The following is a 16,831-nucleotide window of genomic DNA, read 5'->3' as shown; positions in this document are numbered from 1 at the left end:
AATATTTACTTTTTATTCTTAATCAAATCTAAGGCCTTCTTCAGGTCTATGCCTTCAATATCTGCATTCTTGCCTAAAGCGACTTTTGTTTTACCACTCTTTATATAAAATCCGTACCTACCATTGTGAATGAGAACTTCTTTTCCATTTTCATTAAGCCCGAGAGATTTTAGCTCTTTTTGTGGGCTGTTTGCTATAATTTGTACAGCTTCATTCAACTGCGTTTCCAATACTTCTTTTAAGTTCTTTTTAAGAGAGAAGTATTTACCATCATGGAAGATATAGTACCCGAATCGTCCAAGGCCCATTTTTACTTCTTTTCCAGTGTTTGGGTGTTCCCCAATTACTTTTGGCAAGGAAAGTAACTGTGTTGCGGTGATTAGATCAACATCATTAATATTTATGTCTTTTGGTATAGACCTCGTTTTTTTCTTTTCTGACTCATTATTGAATTCTAAATAAAATCCGAAAGGACCTTTTTTAATTACCACTTCTTGCCCTGTCACATTATCTATGCCTAAACTTTTTGGGTATTCTAAATTGTCATTGCTACCAGTAATTTTTTTTGTATGATTACATATAGGGTAGTTAGAACATCCAAGAAACACTCCAGCTTTTCCAAAGTTCAATTTCAATGAGCCATCAGAACAATTAGAACATTTTTTATCTATTTCTTCCTTTTCTTCTTCAGAACAAAACCAATCAACTACCAGGTCGTGAATGCCATCGAAAATTTCATCATGTGTCATTTGTTTAACAGAATTTACAAGGTTAAAAAATGGTATCCAGAAATAGCTTAGTTCTTTTTTCCAATCTGCACGTCCATTCGAGATTAAATCAAGCTTTTCTTCCATTTGTGCTGTAAAATTATATTCTATGCAATGCTGAAAGAAAGTTTCTAAAAATATGGTAACGATTTTACCGCGGCTGCTTGGAATAAATCTTTTGTTATTCATTGCAACGTACTTACGGTCCTGCAGTACAGAAATAATTATCGCATAAGTTGATGGACGTCCTATGCCGATTTCCTCCATTTTTTTTACGATACTTGCTTCACTGTAACGTAGTGGCGGTTGAGTAAAATGTTGTTTTAGGTCAACAGAAATCAACTTGCATGTCTCACCTTCTTTCATGGTAGCTAGAAGGCCTTCATCCTCAATATCTATATTATCATTATAAACTTTATAGAAACCATCAAAAAATATGTTTGATCCACTAGCTCGTAAAATTATTTTCTTATCAGTAGAGCTAATCTCAACTGCCACCTGATCGATGATCACTGATTTCATCTGACTTATAATGGTTCTTTTCCAAATCAAATCATATAATTTAAATTGTTCTGGTGTTAAATAGCTCTTAATGCTATCCGGCGTTCTATTTATGTCGGTTGGGCGAATTGCTTCATGTGCTTCCTGAGCGTTTTTGACCTTTTTTACATATTGGCGGGGAGACTTTGGTAAATATTTGTTGCCATACAATGATTTAATCAACTCTCTAATTGAGATTATAGCCTCATCCGCAATGTAGAATCCATCTGTACGCATATAAGTTATCAGTCCTATAGTCTCACCGCCAATATCGATACCTTCATACAAGTTTTGTGCTATGCGCATAACATTTTTCACATTAAAATGCAGCTTATTTACTGCATCTTGCTGAAGACTTGAAGTAATAAATGGAGGCAGAGGACTTCTCTTAACTTGCTTGTGCTCTACTGTTCTTATAGCGTATTGTTTTGATTCAATATCTCTTACTAAGTTTTTTGCTTCTTCTTGATTCTTAATATCAAATTTTTCTAGCCTTTTATTGTCATAGTAGCTCAGCATAGTAAAAAATGTTTTGTCTTTGCTATTTTGCATTTCTGCCTTTATGCTCCAGTATTCTTGTGGTATAAATTTGTTAATTTCATCTTCTCGTTCGCATATAAGCTTAAGTGCAACAGATTGCACTCTTCCCGCAGATTTGCTTCCCGATAATTTCGTCCATAGAAGTGGTGATAAGCTAAATCCAACTAGATAATCCAAAGCTCTACGTGCTTGCTGTGCACGCACTAAGTCCATATTTATTTTGCGTGGATTCTTGATAGCCTCTTGCACCGCCATTTTTGTTATTTCGTTAAGAACTACTCTATGAATGTTGCTTTTGTTATTGATTGCTTTTCTTTCTTTTAATGCTTCTACTACATTCCAGGCTATTGCTTCTCCTTCTCTATCTGGATCTGTTGCAAGGTATATATCCAATGTCTTACTCGCTTCCTTAACTAACTCTTTTACATACTTTTCTGCTTTTTTGATAATCTCATACTTTATAGCAAAATCATTATCTGGATCAACAGAACCGTTCTTCACTGGAAGGTCTCTTATATGTCCAAAAGATGCAGCTACTTTGAACTCTTTGCCCAAATACTTACCTATCGTTTTTGCCTTTGCAGGCGACTCAACTATTAATAATGCCATATTATTATATTAGTACTTAAAGATAATATGTTGAGGAATATACGGTGAAAAGTAAAAAAATATTTTAATTGTTATTGTGAATTGTATACAATGAATTATTGACTGTTATCAAAATCTTGAACATTGCTGTTTTCAAGTACTTTCGAAGTCTTACTACAACAATATTGCTTGCGGCGTCAGCCAGATAACTAATTTCAACTTGCTGTTCCAGAGACTAATATTTCTAGGTAAACTAGAATGGCTATTTTTCTGAAATAGTGCTAACTACTGTTAACATAGAAGCAGCTATGATAGAAAATTTGCTACTTTTTGTGTTTTGTGAACAGATCCTTTGTTAGCCACCGTCCTTGAGGAACTTAAGTCGTTTTTCTTCCTTATCACTTCAGTTAGTAAGCTCAATAATTTTACAGTTGTAGCTATTACTGTTTTAATGCTTTAATGGATATTCTACTCTCTTTTTTCTTTAAATCACTTTGACTTAATTGATATCTTTACATTTTTTAGAACAAATATTCAGCATCCGAGTGTCTTTTTGTCACCTATATCCTGTATGATAAAATTGTGAATTCCAATACTTAACGGCTTCTTTTTTAGATACTGATCAAGAACAATATTGCCTCTTTACTTATCTGGAAGAAATCCGTAGTTATCTAAGTAACATTTACTTGTCTGAATTAGATAACTCATAAAAAAATGCAATTTCGTATGCAACTAACGACATCTAATAATTATTATTTTTATTAAAAATGAATATTAACACTTATTTATATCGTTTTTCTATTTATTCAGTGCTTTAAATAGAATTGTTCTGTTTTTATAGCATACTTATAATTCCAAAACTGCATCATTGTTGTTGGTCCGTTTATAGAGATGCTTTCTCTTATTCCATGAAATTGTTATTATCTAACTGGATTCTATAATTTTTTTCTAAGGTTTCATGAGTGTAATCTGTATTTGTAGAAATATTATTATTAAGATCTAAATAAAATTTAGTAACTAGGTCACTTATAGATACACCGGAAGATATAAACTTACTTAAAGCTTTTTTGCTTTCCTTATCAATTTCATTATTAAGTAAGTTAAACTATTCGAAGTTTATCAGTCAGATATTAGCTAAAATTTTTATATCTTCATTACTAATATTATTGTCTAATAAATTAAGAAAAGTAACTTCTGTGAGGTTACGGTTTGTTAGAACCATTTGTTCATTTATTGTTAATATTATTACCATGCACAGATCAAGTTTGGTAAGCTTAACTAATCCTTTTTTGTATCTTCGTCATTGATTTACAATGTTTAAAAAGAAAGCTCTGTAGTGCCCTATTTAACTTTATAAAAACTTACTAGATTGCTTGTGTTAAATTACTACATAGCCAACATAGAAAGTCTATAACTATCAATATGTTCCTTAGAATTGATTCTTTCTACTTATCTAATATCATCTAATATCGTATAAATATACTAGCTAATACTTCAAAAATATCAATTGTGTAAAAACTTATAAGAGAATACCGGACTTTATTGTACCATAAAAACAGTTATTTTCTGTATTACTTCTTTGTCATCTTAGTATCCTTTTTCTTTTGTCATCAAGTAGCTATACTGTGCGATATAGCTTTTTATGGACTTGTTAAAGGTGTTTTAGTATAATACAGCTCTTTTTATGCTCATTATCTTGATGTGCTTGCTGATAAATTAAACTCTGAATGTCAGTTTAATCATATTTGTGATACCTTTCTGAGTTACTTGAATGATACCTTTTTACCAGTTCATAAGTTGCTTTAATATTTAAGGAATTTACTAAGTAAAAAAAAGATAAAACCTCATAAACTAGCATCTATTTTCAGTATTAGTGCTTCTATTGCTGTCTTAAATGCTATGTAAGTGTATTTCAGATTTATAGGTCAAAACTTAAAAATTTTATTAAGGCATAAAAAGTCAACTAAATGTTTTAATTATTATGCTAGGAAAGTTGGCAAAATTTATCAAGTAAGTTTCTCATTTTTAATGTTGCAGTGTTTGTATAGTTGTCTGTGCACAGCTGGTGTTGAAATTAACCTAGCTATAAACTGGAACAGTAGAGGAGAATTGAACAAATATCACTCATCCATATCGCTACTAATATCCTTTATCATACTGTAATTGCCTTTTCTGAACCTATTTTTTAAAGATGCAACTCCACTTTCACTAATTCCACTTAAGCTCAACGCTGCACCACCTAATTGTAGTCCCATTTCGGATGTTTCAGGGATAATTTTACTAGCTCCTAAATCTCTGTAGATCTCTACATTGCTCAGATCTGGCAGGCGTATTATAATACTTACATGCGGGAAATTTGCTGCAACTAGAGAGATTATCTTTTTTATAGTCACTTCGTTCTTTATTGAGATCACAAGAGCCTGGGCTCTTTCTATTCCTACTGATTTTAAAATTTCATATCTTGTAGCGTCTCCAAGATATATAGGAAAGCTATCATTTTTTCCTTCTTTGACTATTTTTGACTGAATGTCTACAACAACGTAGCTTAAATGCTCTGCAGTAAGCATTTTTGTTACCATATATCCTACCCTGCCAAATCCAGCAACTATTACATGATTGTAAAGATCTTGTGTGTCTGTTTCGACAGCTTCGTCGTCTAATATTACTTTTTCAGTGCTAAATGAATTTGCTATCCACTCTCCAAGTCCTGATAAAAGAGGAGTGAAAGCCATAGTTACTGTAGTTACCATCATGAGTACCTGAGCGATTTCACTTGGTAGTACATCTAGCTCATCTGCTAGACGGAATAGAATAAATGCAAATTCACCTCCTTGGGCAAGCAACAACCCAGCTTGTATAGCAAGTGCACTTTTAAATCCAAAGAATCTACATAATACATATATCATGGATGTTTTTAAAACAATAAGGATGACTGACAATAAAGTGATTAGCGGTAGTTTACTAAGCAAAAGATCAATATCGATAGACATACCGACAGTCATGAAAAATAAGCCGAGGAACAGATCTTTAAATGGTAACACTGCGTGTTCTACTGAATGTCTGTGCTCTGTTTCTGCGACTAATAATCCAGCAACAAATGCACCTAGTGCCATTGATAAATGAAATTGCTCAGTAATAAATGCTGCTCCTAGTATTATTAGGAGTGTTGTTGATATAAAGACCTCGTTGCTTTCCATTTTAGCAATAACCGAGAATAAGGGCCTAAGCAACAACCTACCAGTTATAAATATCAATACTAGTGCAATAGTTGCTTGTATTAGTGAACCTACTAGTGAGCTTATCAGGCTATTTTCAGAGTTACTGGTAAGTAAGGGCACTAATACTATTAGAGGTACCACTGCGAAATCTTGCATTAGTAGTACTGCTATTGACAACCTACCAACTTGGCTTGCTTGAGAACCTTTTTCCTGCAAAACCTGCAACACTATTGCTGTTGAGGACAATGCAAGTCCGCCACCAATAACTGCTGCCATATTTGTATTCACTCCAAAAGCAAGAGCAATGCACCATATTGCTACCATAGTAACTATCACTTGAAGAGAGCCAAATCCAAATACATGAATACGCATGGCGATAAGGCGTTCAAATGTTAATTCAAGACCTATGATAAATAATAGAAAAACTACACCAAATTCTGCAAAATTATCCATTGCTTTAGCTGAGTGTATTAGATTAAGTCCATGAGAGCCAATCAATGCACCTGCAACAAAATAACCGAGCACTGGACTGATATTCATTTTCCAAAACGCTATAACTATAAATACAGCAGCGGAAAGTAAAATTATAATATCAAATAAATACTGAGAGCTGCCGTGCATGAGATGTTTAACCTATCGAGACCACTTAATTGAACAACCGATACTTGGCTTTTGGTTAACTGGAGAATTACCAGTTTCTGCGATAAATTTCATAGCTTGAAATAAATCACTACTACCTATTTTGTAGTTTTGAACTTTTTCTTTTTTTGCATTATTGAAGCGTCCGCGATAACGAAGTTTCAAATTAGCGTTAAGGCCAAAAAAGTCAGGGGTACAAATAGCGCTATACTCTTTAGCTACTTTTTGTGTACTATCAATTAGATATGGAAATGTAAATTTATTTTTCTTAGCGAAATTAATCATATTTTTAAAGGAGTCTTCTGAATATTCATTTACATCATTTGGCATTACTGCAACAGTGTTAACCTGATAAACTTTTTTTAATAAATCAACATCGCTTACCAGATCACTAATGATTGATCGAACGTAAGGACAGTGGTTGCATATAAACATTACAATAAGACCATTTTTGCCGCGACAGTCGTTTAATGTATAGTATTTGTTATCTACACCTAAAAGATTAAAATCCTTTGCAGTAAAGTCTAAATCTACCTTAGGAGTATTCAGTGCAACCATAGCCTAAAGAGAGTTATATATTATATGTAGTTTATGATCTTATTGCTTAAATGTCAAATAATTCCTGTGTATACTGTTTACATGTTTTTTTAGCATTTCAATTGTAGAACTTATGTTTATAACATTTGAAGGAATAGATGGCTCTGGCAAAACAACACAATCTGAGTTGCTTGCAAATCGTCTTAAACAAATTTGCGGTGAAAATTATGTGATATTGACTAGAGAGCCAGGTGGGAGTAGTTTCGCAGAGAAGGTAAGAGGAATACCTTTGAGGGACAATATTGATCCTATTTCTGAACTTCTGCTATTTGTTTCAATGAGGTATGAGCATATGAAAAAATTAATACTACCAGCTCTAGGAGAAGGAAAAATAGTAATTTGTGATCGGTTTATTGATTCAACGATTGCTTATCAAGGATATGGGTTAGGTATTGACTTAAAACTGATAGAAGATCTCCATGAGTTACTAAGAATTAGATGCCCAGATATCACGTTTATTCTAGATATTGATGTTCAAGTTGGATTAAACAGGGTAAATTATAAAAATAAATATGAAGAGATGGATATCTGTTTTTATGATAAGGTTAGAAGAGGATTTCAAGAAATAGCATTGAAGAAGACCAATAGGTGCCATATTGTCACTCAAATTGAAGTTAAAGACAATAGCCAAGTATATAGTGAAATCTATGATAAGGTTATCATTCCAAGGATTAGTTTTTAAAAGTAGAATCTTGATTTATATGGGTGACTAAAAGAATATACGGACGGAATGGGATTCGAACCCATGGTACGCTTGCCGCGTACGTCAGTTTTCAAGACTGATGCCTTAAACCACTCGGCCATCCGTCCATTTTTTTTTTACCATAACATTCGATTTCAAGCAATCTATAAAAATTTCACTTGCCTACACAAAAATTGTTAAATATATTACTCAATATTTCTTCAACATTGATAATTCCTGTTATCATACCAAGTTCAGAAGCAGCAAGCCTTAAATCTTCGGACATTAGCTCAATTGGATTGTCTATACTAAAACGTTGTAAATGTTCTATAGCTTTCTTCATGCAATTTCTATGTCTTTGTCGGGTAATTACAGGTGTATCTTTATCGTAACCAAATTTTTCCTCTACTTTTTCTTTAATCACAGAAATTAGTCTCTCTGTACCTGTTCCTTTTAAAATAGAAATAGGTAAGAAATCTATACCATCAATTTTTATATAATGATCGTTGCTGATATCATCAGCTTTGCTCAACACGTAAATAGTATTGCCTTGACTTGGTTTCATAAGAGTGGTTGATATTGAAATGCATTTCTGGACTTCAGTTTTAATGACAGTAGAACTATAGGGGAATAGCTCTATTTTTAAATCAGCTTCACAAGACTTCTTTCTTGCTCGGCTTATACCTTCTGATTCTATTGGATCTGAACTTTCACGAATTCCAGCAGTATCAGAAAGGATAATTGGATATCCACCAATGTCAATATGAGCTTCAAGTACATCTCTTGTTGTGCCTGCATATTCAGAAACAATAGCGATATCACGTTTAGCAAGGAAATTAAATAGTGCTGATTTGCCAACGTTTGGTTTACCAGTTATTACGATATGTAAACCCTCACGTAACCTTTCACCTCGCCTATTATCATTTAAATGATCTTGTATTGACTGCATAAGAGCTTGCACTTCATTATTAATTTTTTCCAGTTCATTTTTTTCTATTGTGACATCTTCTGGAAAGTCTATATATACTTCGATTTTTGATTGTATCGTTATTAATTTCTTCCTCCAACTGTTGGATAGTTTTTCTAGTTCTCCTGACATCTGCCTAATTGCTTGTTTAGCTTGCATTTTTGTCTCAGAATTAATCAAGTCTGCGATTCCTTCTGTTTGCGTTAAATCAAGTTTGCAATTTAGAAAAGCCCTGAGCGAAAATTCTCCAGGTTTGGCCATAACAAAAATTTTTGATAATTCCTCCAAGATTATTTTTATAACTGCCTTGCTTCCATGCACTTGCAGCTCTATAATGTCCTCACCTGTAAAGCTGCTTGGAGCAGGAAAATAAATGATTATTCCATTGTCAATTAATTGACCTGAATCGTCGTATAAATCGACTAAAGTAGCAAACCTTGGCTTAATATCTTTCTTAATATGAAAATGACTTAAAGCTTTAAGCGCATGATTACCTGAAATTCTAATTACTGCAACGCCTGATTTACCAAATACAGTTGATAAAGCGAAGATAGTTTCATCTCTATTTGTCATACATGAACTAGTTTATTTCTTAGCAATATTACATATAAGAAATCAAAATATCTAATTTGGGAATACTGAAAGTTTTCTTACTCTATTAGTTTATACTAATGTAATATTGGTATGTTAAATAAGTTGAAATGTTTATCAATATGTTATGAAGAGAATTTTTAAAAATTATTTATTAGCTAGTATCAATTTTATACTTATAATAAAATTGGTTATTAGTAAATAATCTTGTTTATGTGTAAAACACTAATTTTGTTGTTGGTGATCTTGCCAATTAAGTTGCTTGCAGTTGAAATTGAAATTGTTGCAGATGTAAATGGTGAGCCAGTTTCAAATTTAGATGTTGAGAAACGCATTAACTTGATAAGTTCATTGTTTGGCACCAAAGATGGAAGGGAACTGAAGCTTCAAATTCTTAAGCAGTTAATAGATGAAATTATCATTATCAATGAAGCGCGAAGGTTAAATATAGAATTGAGTAGTGAAGAGTTAAATAATGCTACCATACTATTTTTAATTCAAAACTTTAAGATTAAGACTGATAAAGTCGATCAATATGTGAAAAAATATAATATAGACCTTAATCTTTTGAAAAAGCAGATAGAAGGTCAACTGTTGTGGGGTAAGATCATTGAAACGAGAATTGTACCATTTATCAATGTAGGCGATAAAGAAGTAAGTGATGCACGAGAGCAAATAGAAAAGCCGGATTATCTTATTATGCTTCAAGAATTTATAGTTCCTAACCGGAGAGACGAGAGTGTTTATAGTACAGTTGAAGATTTAGTGAAGAAATTACGCAATGATAGTAACAACTTCGTTCCAGAATCTACAATAAAAATGCGTAAAACAACAGTTAATTTAAATCAGCTGAAAGGTAACCTCAAGGGCATTCTGGAAAGATTAGAAACTGGTGACGTAGCAGGTCCAGTCAATCTCAGCGAAGGCTATTCCATTATAAAAGTAATAGATAAAGTACAACTTGATTATGCGCTGTTGGAAAGTACTTTAGAATTGAAACAGATTATAGTTAAAGACTCAGAAGATTTATTGAACAATCTCAAGAAGCAAAAGGTAAATTGTTTAAATTTTGATGAATTGGCAAGTAATCTTAAACTGCCAAATTCAAAGGAATTTAAAATAAAAGTACGGAGCTTAAATCCTCATTTACAGGCTTTGTTTAGTAAAATAGGTATGGATGAAATAGTAGAATTGAGAGAAAATGGCACCACAAGGTTGATGATGTTATGTGGCATTAAAAACAATACGGTAGATATAGAAGCAGTTAAACGGCAGATATATCAACAAAAGATTATGACACAAAGCAATTTGTTACTAGAGGTTATGCGTAAAAATGTAGCTGTTAGTTATCAATATAGCTAAAGTATGGAGATTATTCGAAATAGAGTATAGGTTGGTTATTAACGTATCAATTAAGCTTTTTTGCCAATTACCACAACATTTTCACTTAGAAAAAAGTAATTAGGTATAGCCATATTTTTTGGTGCAGGTCCTCTAATTACTCTGCCTGATGTATCATAATATGAACCGTGACAAGGACAGAACCAACCATTACCATCTTTTGTAACATGATTAACTGGTACACATCCAAGATGGGTACATATTCCTATCATAATTAACCATTCATTTTTTCCCTTGTGTACTCTTTGCTCATCTGGCTCAGGGTCTCTTAGACTTTCTACATTGGCAGCTCTTGCAGCGTCAATTTCTTGCTTTGTACGTCTGCGAATAAGTACTGGTTTACCTTGCCATTTTACTTTCTTTTCTTGTCCTTCTTGAATATTAGATAAATTAACCTCAACTGTGGACATTGCTAAGACTTCAGAGGAAGGGTTCATAGACTTAATCAATGGCCAAAAACTACTTGCAGCTCCTATGCCTGCCATAGCGCATGTAGTTAATATTATGAAATCTCTTCTACTTTTATCTTTAGTAGAGTCTTTAACAGGAAATATTTTTTTATTTTCCTTGCTTACCGGTGGTTTTTTACTTTTAGTTAATTTCTTGTTCATTAATCTCTATTTCGCTGTATAGTCTATATTTTAATCTAAATGCTGTAGATTAATCAACAAAAACTTGCATTTTTTGCTTTTAGCTACACCTGCCGCATTACTACAAAATCAAAAAGAAATAGAGCCTTCAACTTCAGAAATGCTATCTTCAGTGGAACCATGATCTTCAATCTTTGCTGCTGATACCACCTTCTCTTTACTTTTTGTTTTAAATAGAGTGACACCTTGAGTGCTACGTCCTGTAATTCTGATTTCATTAACCAAAATGCGAATTAACTTTCCTTTGTCTGTAATGAGCATTACATTATCACCATGTTCAACTGGAAAGCTGGCGATAACATTACCGTTTCTACTAGTAGTAAGAATATTGGTAATACCAACACCGCCTCTATTGGTTACCCTATACTCATATGCAGAAGTTCTTTTACCAAAGCCATTTTCAGTTATAGTTAGTATAAACTCTTCATTAATTGCGAGCTTTAAGAATAATTCATTATCTATTCCTAAATCATTCAAGGTCTTTTCTAATTTAGGATTGATAGAGTTACTAACTGCAGATTCCAGCCTTTTTGCGAGTGGGATTTTTAAGTAAAGCTCTTTTGTTTCTGTTGCGACGCCTATGCCATTTAGTATAGTCATGGATATCACGCTGTCATGTTTTGCAAGTTTTATACCTCTTACGCCATCTGAATTGCGGCTTTTAAATCGGCGCACATCGCTTACGACAAATCTGATACCTTTTCCAAGCGTTGTTGAAAGTAAGACATGATCAATTTCATTACATACTTTAACCGATATTAGTTTATCTCCTTCATTGAGTTTTATTGCTATTTTCCCATTATTTGGAATATAATCAAAGTCCGCTAAAGAGTTGCGTCTTATGTTTCCATGAGCAGTGGCAAAGACTATATTCTGATTTTCGTCACTCTCACTTGGCAACGGCATTATATTGGTGATTGTTTCACCATCAGTAAGAGGAAATATATTAACAAGCGCTCTTCCACGTGCAGTTGGTTCTGCGAGTGGTAACTTATAAACTTTTAGTCTATAGACTCGACCAATGTTGGAAAAGAATAGAAGACTAGTGTGAGTATTTCCAACAAATAGTTTTGTGATTACATCTTCTTCTTTTAATCCTTGTCCTAATTTCCCTTTTCCACCACGACGCTGAGTTCTGTAGTGAGAGAGTTTCACGCGCTTAATATAGCCATTCATAGTTACGGTTACTACCATATCCTCTTTTGGAATGAGATCTTCGGCTTCAATATCTGTATCTGATTCTTCTATTGTAGTTTTTCGTGATACGGCAAATCTGTTCTTTATTTCTTGTAAATTATTTTTTATTTCTTTCATTAATTTTTTTTCTGAACCGAGAAAAGCGATATATTCTTTTATCAAGTTGACCGTTAAATTTAGCTCAGATTCTAATTTACTTTTTTCAAGGCCAGTTAAACGCTGCAATTTCATGTCAAGAATAGCTTTTACCTGTAGCTCGGTTAATCTATAATACACTCCATCTTTTAAAAAACTCATGCTATCTGAAATTAGTTCAATAATTGTGTTTATTTCAGCTGAAGTTTTCCATTCTTGATTCAAAAGCTCTTCACTTGCTTTTTCAGGATCTTTTGCACCACGAATAATTTTTATTACTTCATCTATATTCAAGACCGCAATGTAGAGCCCTATATATATATGAGCTTTTTCTCTAATTTTTCTTAGACGGAATTCTGTTCTTCTTGTTAATGCTTCTTTTCTAAAATCAACAAAAGCTGCTATGATTTCTTTTAATGACATTAAAGCAGGTCTGTTATTATTGAGAACTAAAGTGTTAACACTAAAACTACTTCTTAAGGGAGTAAGTCCCAGCATTTGATTGAGTACGAAGTCTGCTGCAGTGTTTTTTCTAAGATCAATCACTACCCTAATGCCAGTCTTATCAGACTCGTCTCTAATTCCTGTTATACCATCAATTTTCTTTTCTTTTACGAGCTCACCTATTTTCTCAATTAGTTTTACTTTATTTACTTGATAAGGTATTTCATCAATAACTATTGCTTGTTTATCCTGTGGTAGATCCTCTATATGGGTTTTGCCTTGTACGATAATTGAACCTCGACCTGTGGCAAACGCTGACCTTATTCCAGACTTGCCAAGGATCGTTCCTCCAGTTGGAAAATCCGGACCAGGTATCACTTCAAGTAGCTCGTCTAGAGTAACTTTAGGGTTATCTATATATAATATACAGGCATCGATTATCTCGCCAAGATTATGGGAAGGAATATTAGTTGCCATGCCAACTGCAACGCCACTTGCACCGTTTACTAATAGATTTGGAAACTCTGCAGGTAATACTACAGGCTCTGTTTCATTTCCATCATAATTTGGCCTAAAGTCAACCGTATCTTCATCAATATCATTCAATAGAAAGTGTGACATTCTATGAAGCCTTGCTTCTGTATATCGCATCGAAGCTGGTGGATCTCCATCTATTGAACCGAAGTTACCTTGTCCATCAATAAGTGGTAAAAGTAGAGAGAAATCTTGGGCCATTCTAACTAAGGAGTCATAAATAGCCATATCACCATGTGGGTGATATTTTCCCATTACATCCCCAACTATACGAGCGGCCTTTTTATATGGCCTACCAGCGTCATATCCGGCTCTTGACATCGCATACAATATGCGTCTATGGACTGGTTTAAACCCATCTCGCACGTCAGGTATAGCCCGGCTTATAATTACGCTCATTGCATAGGAGAGATAAGAATCTTCTAACTCTTTTACTATTGAGACTGGTACTATATTATTTTGCATTTTTTACATTTTTTTGATCAAAGCAATTTCAATATTAACATTTAGTTAAGTAAATGGTCAACTAGGAACCAGGCTGCATTTGATTCTACTTTTTGTTTACAACAATAATATTGAGTTATAGAATAGTATTTTAATGTTATTGAAGGGGCAATTAGCTCAGCCGGTAGAGCATCTCGTTTACACCGAGAAGGTCGGCAGTTCAAGCCTGTCATTGCCCATTAGTGTTGATTTTGGATAACTATAATATTGTATAAATGCATTTTACTTAGCTTTATTATTACTATATATTATAGTATCTACTTAAGCTAGAAGGTACAAAAATTCCTAGGCACTGAATGATACCTTTTGCTTATGCGAGTTATCTTAATAAAAGTAAATGTTTATGAAATTATACGGTGTGTGCTGAAATGATAAATTGTAATTACCTTACTTAGGTATAAAGAAACTTAACTTTAACATATTTTTCATGTACACGTTATATAATTAATAGACTTATTCAATTTATAGAAAACACTAATGATTAAAGATACAATTATTTTGAACTTTGAGATAGAAGAAGGCAAGCCTATAATATTACTTTTTGAAGTGTGAAGCTTGCGAACGAAAGCAAAAATCTTTTGCGTGAGAGACTTAACAGTATAGTTCAATTTGATAGCTTAGATAAGCCTGAATCTTAATCGTGAAAATTCTATATCTATTATAATAAATATAGTGAATTTAATGGTAGAAGTTAACTGTATATTAACAATGATGATGGTAGATATTTAATATTTAATCTTTCACTCAATTATTACAAGTTCTCAATGGAGATATCATTGGATGAAGGAAAGATAGTAGACTATGGATTTTACCTATGGTATGCAATTTATAACCCTAACCTCTATAATAAGGTACAAGAAAGAAGTTTTGATGACGGAAGTGAATTGTTACCGATTGCATTGAATGTGTTAGATACTTTTCTAGGTAACAAGAGTTGATTAACCACACAAGATATATTTTTACAGATGCAAAACAAAATTGCTGAAGAAGAACTAAAATTGGTAAGAGAGGAAAGATAAGCAGAAGAAGGGTTAGATCGAAAGAGTAAGAAGTTAAAGGCTTATAAAAAAAGGTAAAGTTATTTTGTTTAAAGTAGAAAAGGCCATAATATGAGCAACGCCTGCTCCACAGCAGTTTTACAGCTTGACAAAGGAAGTAATTAGATAGTCCTCGATGCAAGTAAGTATTATATAACAGAAGTATGAAGATAACAAATATTTACATTGTATCAGCTCTAGTTATGACATATTGCTTGACTACAGAAATTTATTTTTTATTTTCAATAAAAGCTCTTATCCTGAACTTGAAAGCGGGTTTTATTCAATATATGAATTGAATTATGATAACTATGCTAAGCATTTAAACGGTGGACCATCTTTTAGTGATAATCGATTATCTGAAAAATTATCTGACGGATTTAAAGAAGGTAACAATCAGGTAAATGTAGAAGTTGTACTTAGTGATAGTTTTATGAACGAAGAAGTTTCAATAGAAAGCAAAGTTAAGCTTGGGAGAAAAGAGAAGTTGAAGAAGATAAAAACGAACAGAAAGAAGCTGCTATAATAGTATTATCAGAGATATGAAAGATGATAATATAGAAAAAAATTTAACCCACGATTTAAAAATCGGAGTAGGAAGTCCTATTGAGATGGGAAAGTGTCAAGCAATACTGTAAGCTCAAAATCAAGGTATGGATAATTTTTATCAAAACTTAAGTAGTCAGTATATTACTGAAAAATGTGATTGCGATAAAATGACTGCTCTATATAATAAAGTTTATGTACAGGGTTCTGAGCTTGATAAAAAGCTGGTTACTCTTTCTGAGGCTTATATTGCAAATAATCATTTGTTTATTAAAGGCCAGGATTTGGGAATATAAGTAATTTTAATGAGGTGTTCTATAAAAGCGATGATTAATATAATATAAAAACAAACGAGAATTAATGGTAAAAAAGCTGATGCATAATCTTCAAGATTGCTTATAAAGCATGGACATTAGCTCGTTCCATTCTCTTTTGCTGATTCCACTTTCTTCTCTAGTAACATTTTCTCCTTTAATCAGCTTGCGAATTACTTCTAGGCCAGATCTTGGAATGTAAGCTGACTCTAAGCAATATTCAATGAAAGCACTGTGAGCTATCGGTACCCACTCCTTTATTATATCTAACATAATTTCTGCATAGACCCTGATTTCGTATTGAGCATGTTTGTCAATTCTGAGCTTCAAAAAGTGAAAGAGGTTATGTAGATCTACTTTCCAATAAAATTGTGTGTAGTAATTAAGCGTTAAATTAGTTCGAGCAATTTCCCTTGCAAGCCCTTGTTCAATAAACTTCTCATAATGAGAATATGCTAGATTAGAGTCATTTATTAAAGAATCTATTATTTTTTTTGAAGTGTTTAAGTCAAAAGCTTTGCCTCTGCCTTGTTTGTTATTATCAGATTGTTTTGCGATCTGTTCTGCTTTTGGTATATAAAACTCATGATCGAGTATTGAGTATCTTGCAGAATATTCATTCACATTTGCAGTCCTATGTCTTATCCATTGTCTTGCAACAAAAATCGGGAGTTTCACGTGAAACTTAATTTCACACATTTCAAATGGAGTTGTATGGTAATGTCTCATCAAATATTTTATAAGTGCTTCATCTTGATTTATCTGTTTTGTTCCTTTTCCATAAGAGACACGAGCAGCTTGTAGTATAGCACTATCAGAGCCCATATAATCTATTACCCGAATAAATCCATGATCTAATACTTTGTATTTTTTGTATAGAATTTCGTCCATTTCTTTCACTGTAGTTCGCTTAGTTAAATAACGTTCCTCATTCATAACA

The 16,831-nt window shown here is 32.9% G+C and carries 12 protein-coding genes and 2 tRNA genes; 6 read left to right on the top strand and 8 right to left on the bottom strand.

Features of this window, described 5'->3' with window-relative positions; genetic code table 11:
• Positions 1-5 precede the first annotated feature (5 nt).
• From topA to WOVOC_RS03755, 3 genes are all read right to left on the bottom strand, one after another.
• Positions 6-2,456 (bottom strand): type I DNA topoisomerase, encoded by a 2,451-nt coding sequence (gene topA / locus WOVOC_RS03770; protein ID WP_025264359.1) that lies wholly within the window; start codon positions 2,454-2,456, stop codon positions 6-8.
• A gap of 2,099 nt (positions 2,457-4,555) precedes the next feature.
• Positions 4,556-6,274, bottom strand: a complete 1,719-nt coding sequence (locus tag WOVOC_RS03760) for a monovalent cation:proton antiporter-2 (CPA2) family protein (RefSeq protein WP_025264358.1) — start codon at positions 6,272-6,274, stop codon at positions 4,556-4,558.
• Between the two features lie 12 nt (positions 6,275-6,286).
• A complete protein-coding gene (locus WOVOC_RS03755; RefSeq protein WP_025264357.1) occupies positions 6,287-6,850 on the bottom strand; it encodes a thioredoxin family protein in 564 nt (187 codons plus the stop codon).
• A gap of 112 nt (positions 6,851-6,962) precedes the next feature.
• Between WOVOC_RS03755 and tmk the strand changes: the two genes are divergently transcribed.
• Positions 6,963-7,571, top strand: a complete 609-nt coding sequence (gene tmk / locus WOVOC_RS03750; RefSeq protein WP_025264356.1) for a dTMP kinase — start codon at positions 6,963-6,965, stop codon at positions 7,569-7,571.
• Between the two features lie 40 nt (positions 7,572-7,611).
• Here the strand turns inward: tmk and WOVOC_RS03745 are convergent.
• A tRNA-Ser gene (locus WOVOC_RS03745) sits at positions 7,612-7,699 on the bottom strand.
• Between the two features lie 47 nt (positions 7,700-7,746).
• A complete protein-coding gene (mnmE, locus tag WOVOC_RS03740; protein ID WP_025264355.1) occupies positions 7,747-9,111 on the bottom strand; it encodes a tRNA uridine-5-carboxymethylaminomethyl(34) synthesis GTPase MnmE in 1,365 nt (454 codons plus the stop codon).
• A gap of 231 nt (positions 9,112-9,342) precedes the next feature.
• On the opposite strand from mnmE, the gene WOVOC_RS03735 reads away from it, so the two are divergent.
• Positions 9,343-10,491 (top strand): SurA N-terminal domain-containing protein, encoded by a 1,149-nt coding sequence (locus WOVOC_RS03735; protein WP_025264354.1) that lies wholly within the window; start codon positions 9,343-9,345, stop codon positions 10,489-10,491.
• Positions 10,492-10,541: 50 nt separating this feature from the next.
• Here the strand turns inward: WOVOC_RS03735 and petA are convergent, their stop codons facing one another.
• Together petA and gyrA are read right to left on the bottom strand one after the other, a co-directional pair.
• Positions 10,542-11,141: a ubiquinol-cytochrome c reductase iron-sulfur subunit gene (gene petA, locus WOVOC_RS03730; RefSeq protein WP_025264353.1), complete on the bottom strand. Its 600-nt coding sequence runs from the start codon at positions 11,139-11,141 to the stop codon at positions 10,542-10,544.
• 108 nt (positions 11,142-11,249) lie between these two features.
• Positions 11,250-13,955, bottom strand: a complete 2,706-nt coding sequence (gene gyrA, locus WOVOC_RS03725) for a DNA gyrase subunit A (RefSeq protein ID WP_025264352.1) — start codon at positions 13,953-13,955, stop codon at positions 11,250-11,252.
• Between the two features lie 145 nt (positions 13,956-14,100).
• Between gyrA and WOVOC_RS03720 the strand changes: the two genes are divergently transcribed.
• The 4 genes from WOVOC_RS03720 (at position 14,101) to WOVOC_RS03705 (ending at position 15,873) form a co-directional block, all read left to right on the top strand.
• Positions 14,101-14,173, top strand: a tRNA-Val gene (locus WOVOC_RS03720).
• A 585-nt stretch (positions 14,174-14,758) separates the two neighbouring features.
• Positions 14,759-14,932, top strand: a complete 174-nt coding sequence (locus WOVOC_RS04685) for a hypothetical protein (protein WP_155981154.1) — start codon at positions 14,759-14,761, stop codon at positions 14,930-14,932.
• Positions 14,933-15,242: 310 nt separating this feature from the next.
• Positions 15,243-15,557: a hypothetical protein gene (locus WOVOC_RS04360; RefSeq protein ID WP_025264351.1), complete on the top strand. Its 315-nt coding sequence runs from the start codon at positions 15,243-15,245 to the stop codon at positions 15,555-15,557.
• A gap of 127 nt (positions 15,558-15,684) precedes the next feature.
• On the top strand, positions 15,685-15,873 hold the full coding sequence (locus WOVOC_RS03705; protein ID WP_025264350.1) for a hypothetical protein: 189 nt from the start codon (positions 15,685-15,687) through the stop codon (positions 15,871-15,873).
• Between the two features lie 90 nt (positions 15,874-15,963).
• Here WOVOC_RS03705 and thyX read toward each other — a convergent pair whose 3' ends face one another.
• Entirely contained in the window at positions 15,964-16,827 is an 864-nt protein-coding gene (gene thyX, locus WOVOC_RS03700) for an FAD-dependent thymidylate synthase (RefSeq protein ID WP_025264349.1), read from the bottom strand.
• Positions 16,828-16,831: the final 4 nt, after the last annotated feature.

The sequence above is a fragment of the Wolbachia endosymbiont of Onchocerca volvulus str. Cameroon genome, assembly GCF_000530755.1.
Lineage (GTDB): Bacteria > Pseudomonadota > Alphaproteobacteria > Rickettsiales > Anaplasmataceae > Wolbachia.
The sequence above is the reverse complement of the archived record's forward strand: the minus strand, read 5'-3'. Positions and strand labels throughout refer to the sequence as shown.

Excerpts from the sequence above, each read along its gene's own strand:
- WOVOC_RS03735 (WP_025264354.1), top strand. The coding sequence starts at position 9,343 with ATGTGTAAAACACTAATTTTGTTGTTGGTGATCTTGCCAATTAAGTTG.
- tmk (WP_025264356.1), top strand. The coding sequence starts at position 6,963 with ATGTTTATAACATTTGAAGGAATAGATGGCTCTGGCAAAACAACACAA.
- mnmE (WP_025264355.1), bottom strand. The coding sequence starts at position 9,111 with ATGACAAATAGAGATGAAACTATCTTCGCTTTATCAACTGTATTTGGT.
- gyrA (WP_025264352.1), bottom strand. The coding sequence starts at position 13,955 with ATGCAAAATAATATAGTACCAGTCTCAATAGTAAAAGAGTTAGAAGAT.
- WOVOC_RS03755 (WP_025264357.1), bottom strand. The coding sequence starts at position 6,850 with ATGGTTGCACTGAATACTCCTAAGGTAGATTTAGACTTTACTGCAAAG.
- WOVOC_RS03705 (WP_025264350.1), top strand. The coding sequence starts at position 15,685 with ATGGATAATTTTTATCAAAACTTAAGTAGTCAGTATATTACTGAAAAA.
- petA (WP_025264353.1), bottom strand. The coding sequence starts at position 11,141 with ATGAACAAGAAATTAACTAAAAGTAAAAAACCACCGGTAAGCAAGGAA.
- topA (WP_025264359.1), bottom strand. The coding sequence starts at position 2,456 with ATGGCATTATTAATAGTTGAGTCGCCTGCAAAGGCAAAAACGATAGGT.
- WOVOC_RS04685 (WP_155981154.1), top strand. The coding sequence starts at position 14,759 with ATGGAGATATCATTGGATGAAGGAAAGATAGTAGACTATGGATTTTAC.
- thyX (WP_025264349.1), bottom strand. The coding sequence starts at position 16,827 with ATGAATGAGGAACGTTATTTAACTAAGCGAACTACAGTGAAAGAAATG.
- WOVOC_RS03760 (WP_025264358.1), bottom strand. The coding sequence starts at position 6,274 with ATGCACGGCAGCTCTCAGTATTTATTTGATATTATAATTTTACTTTCC.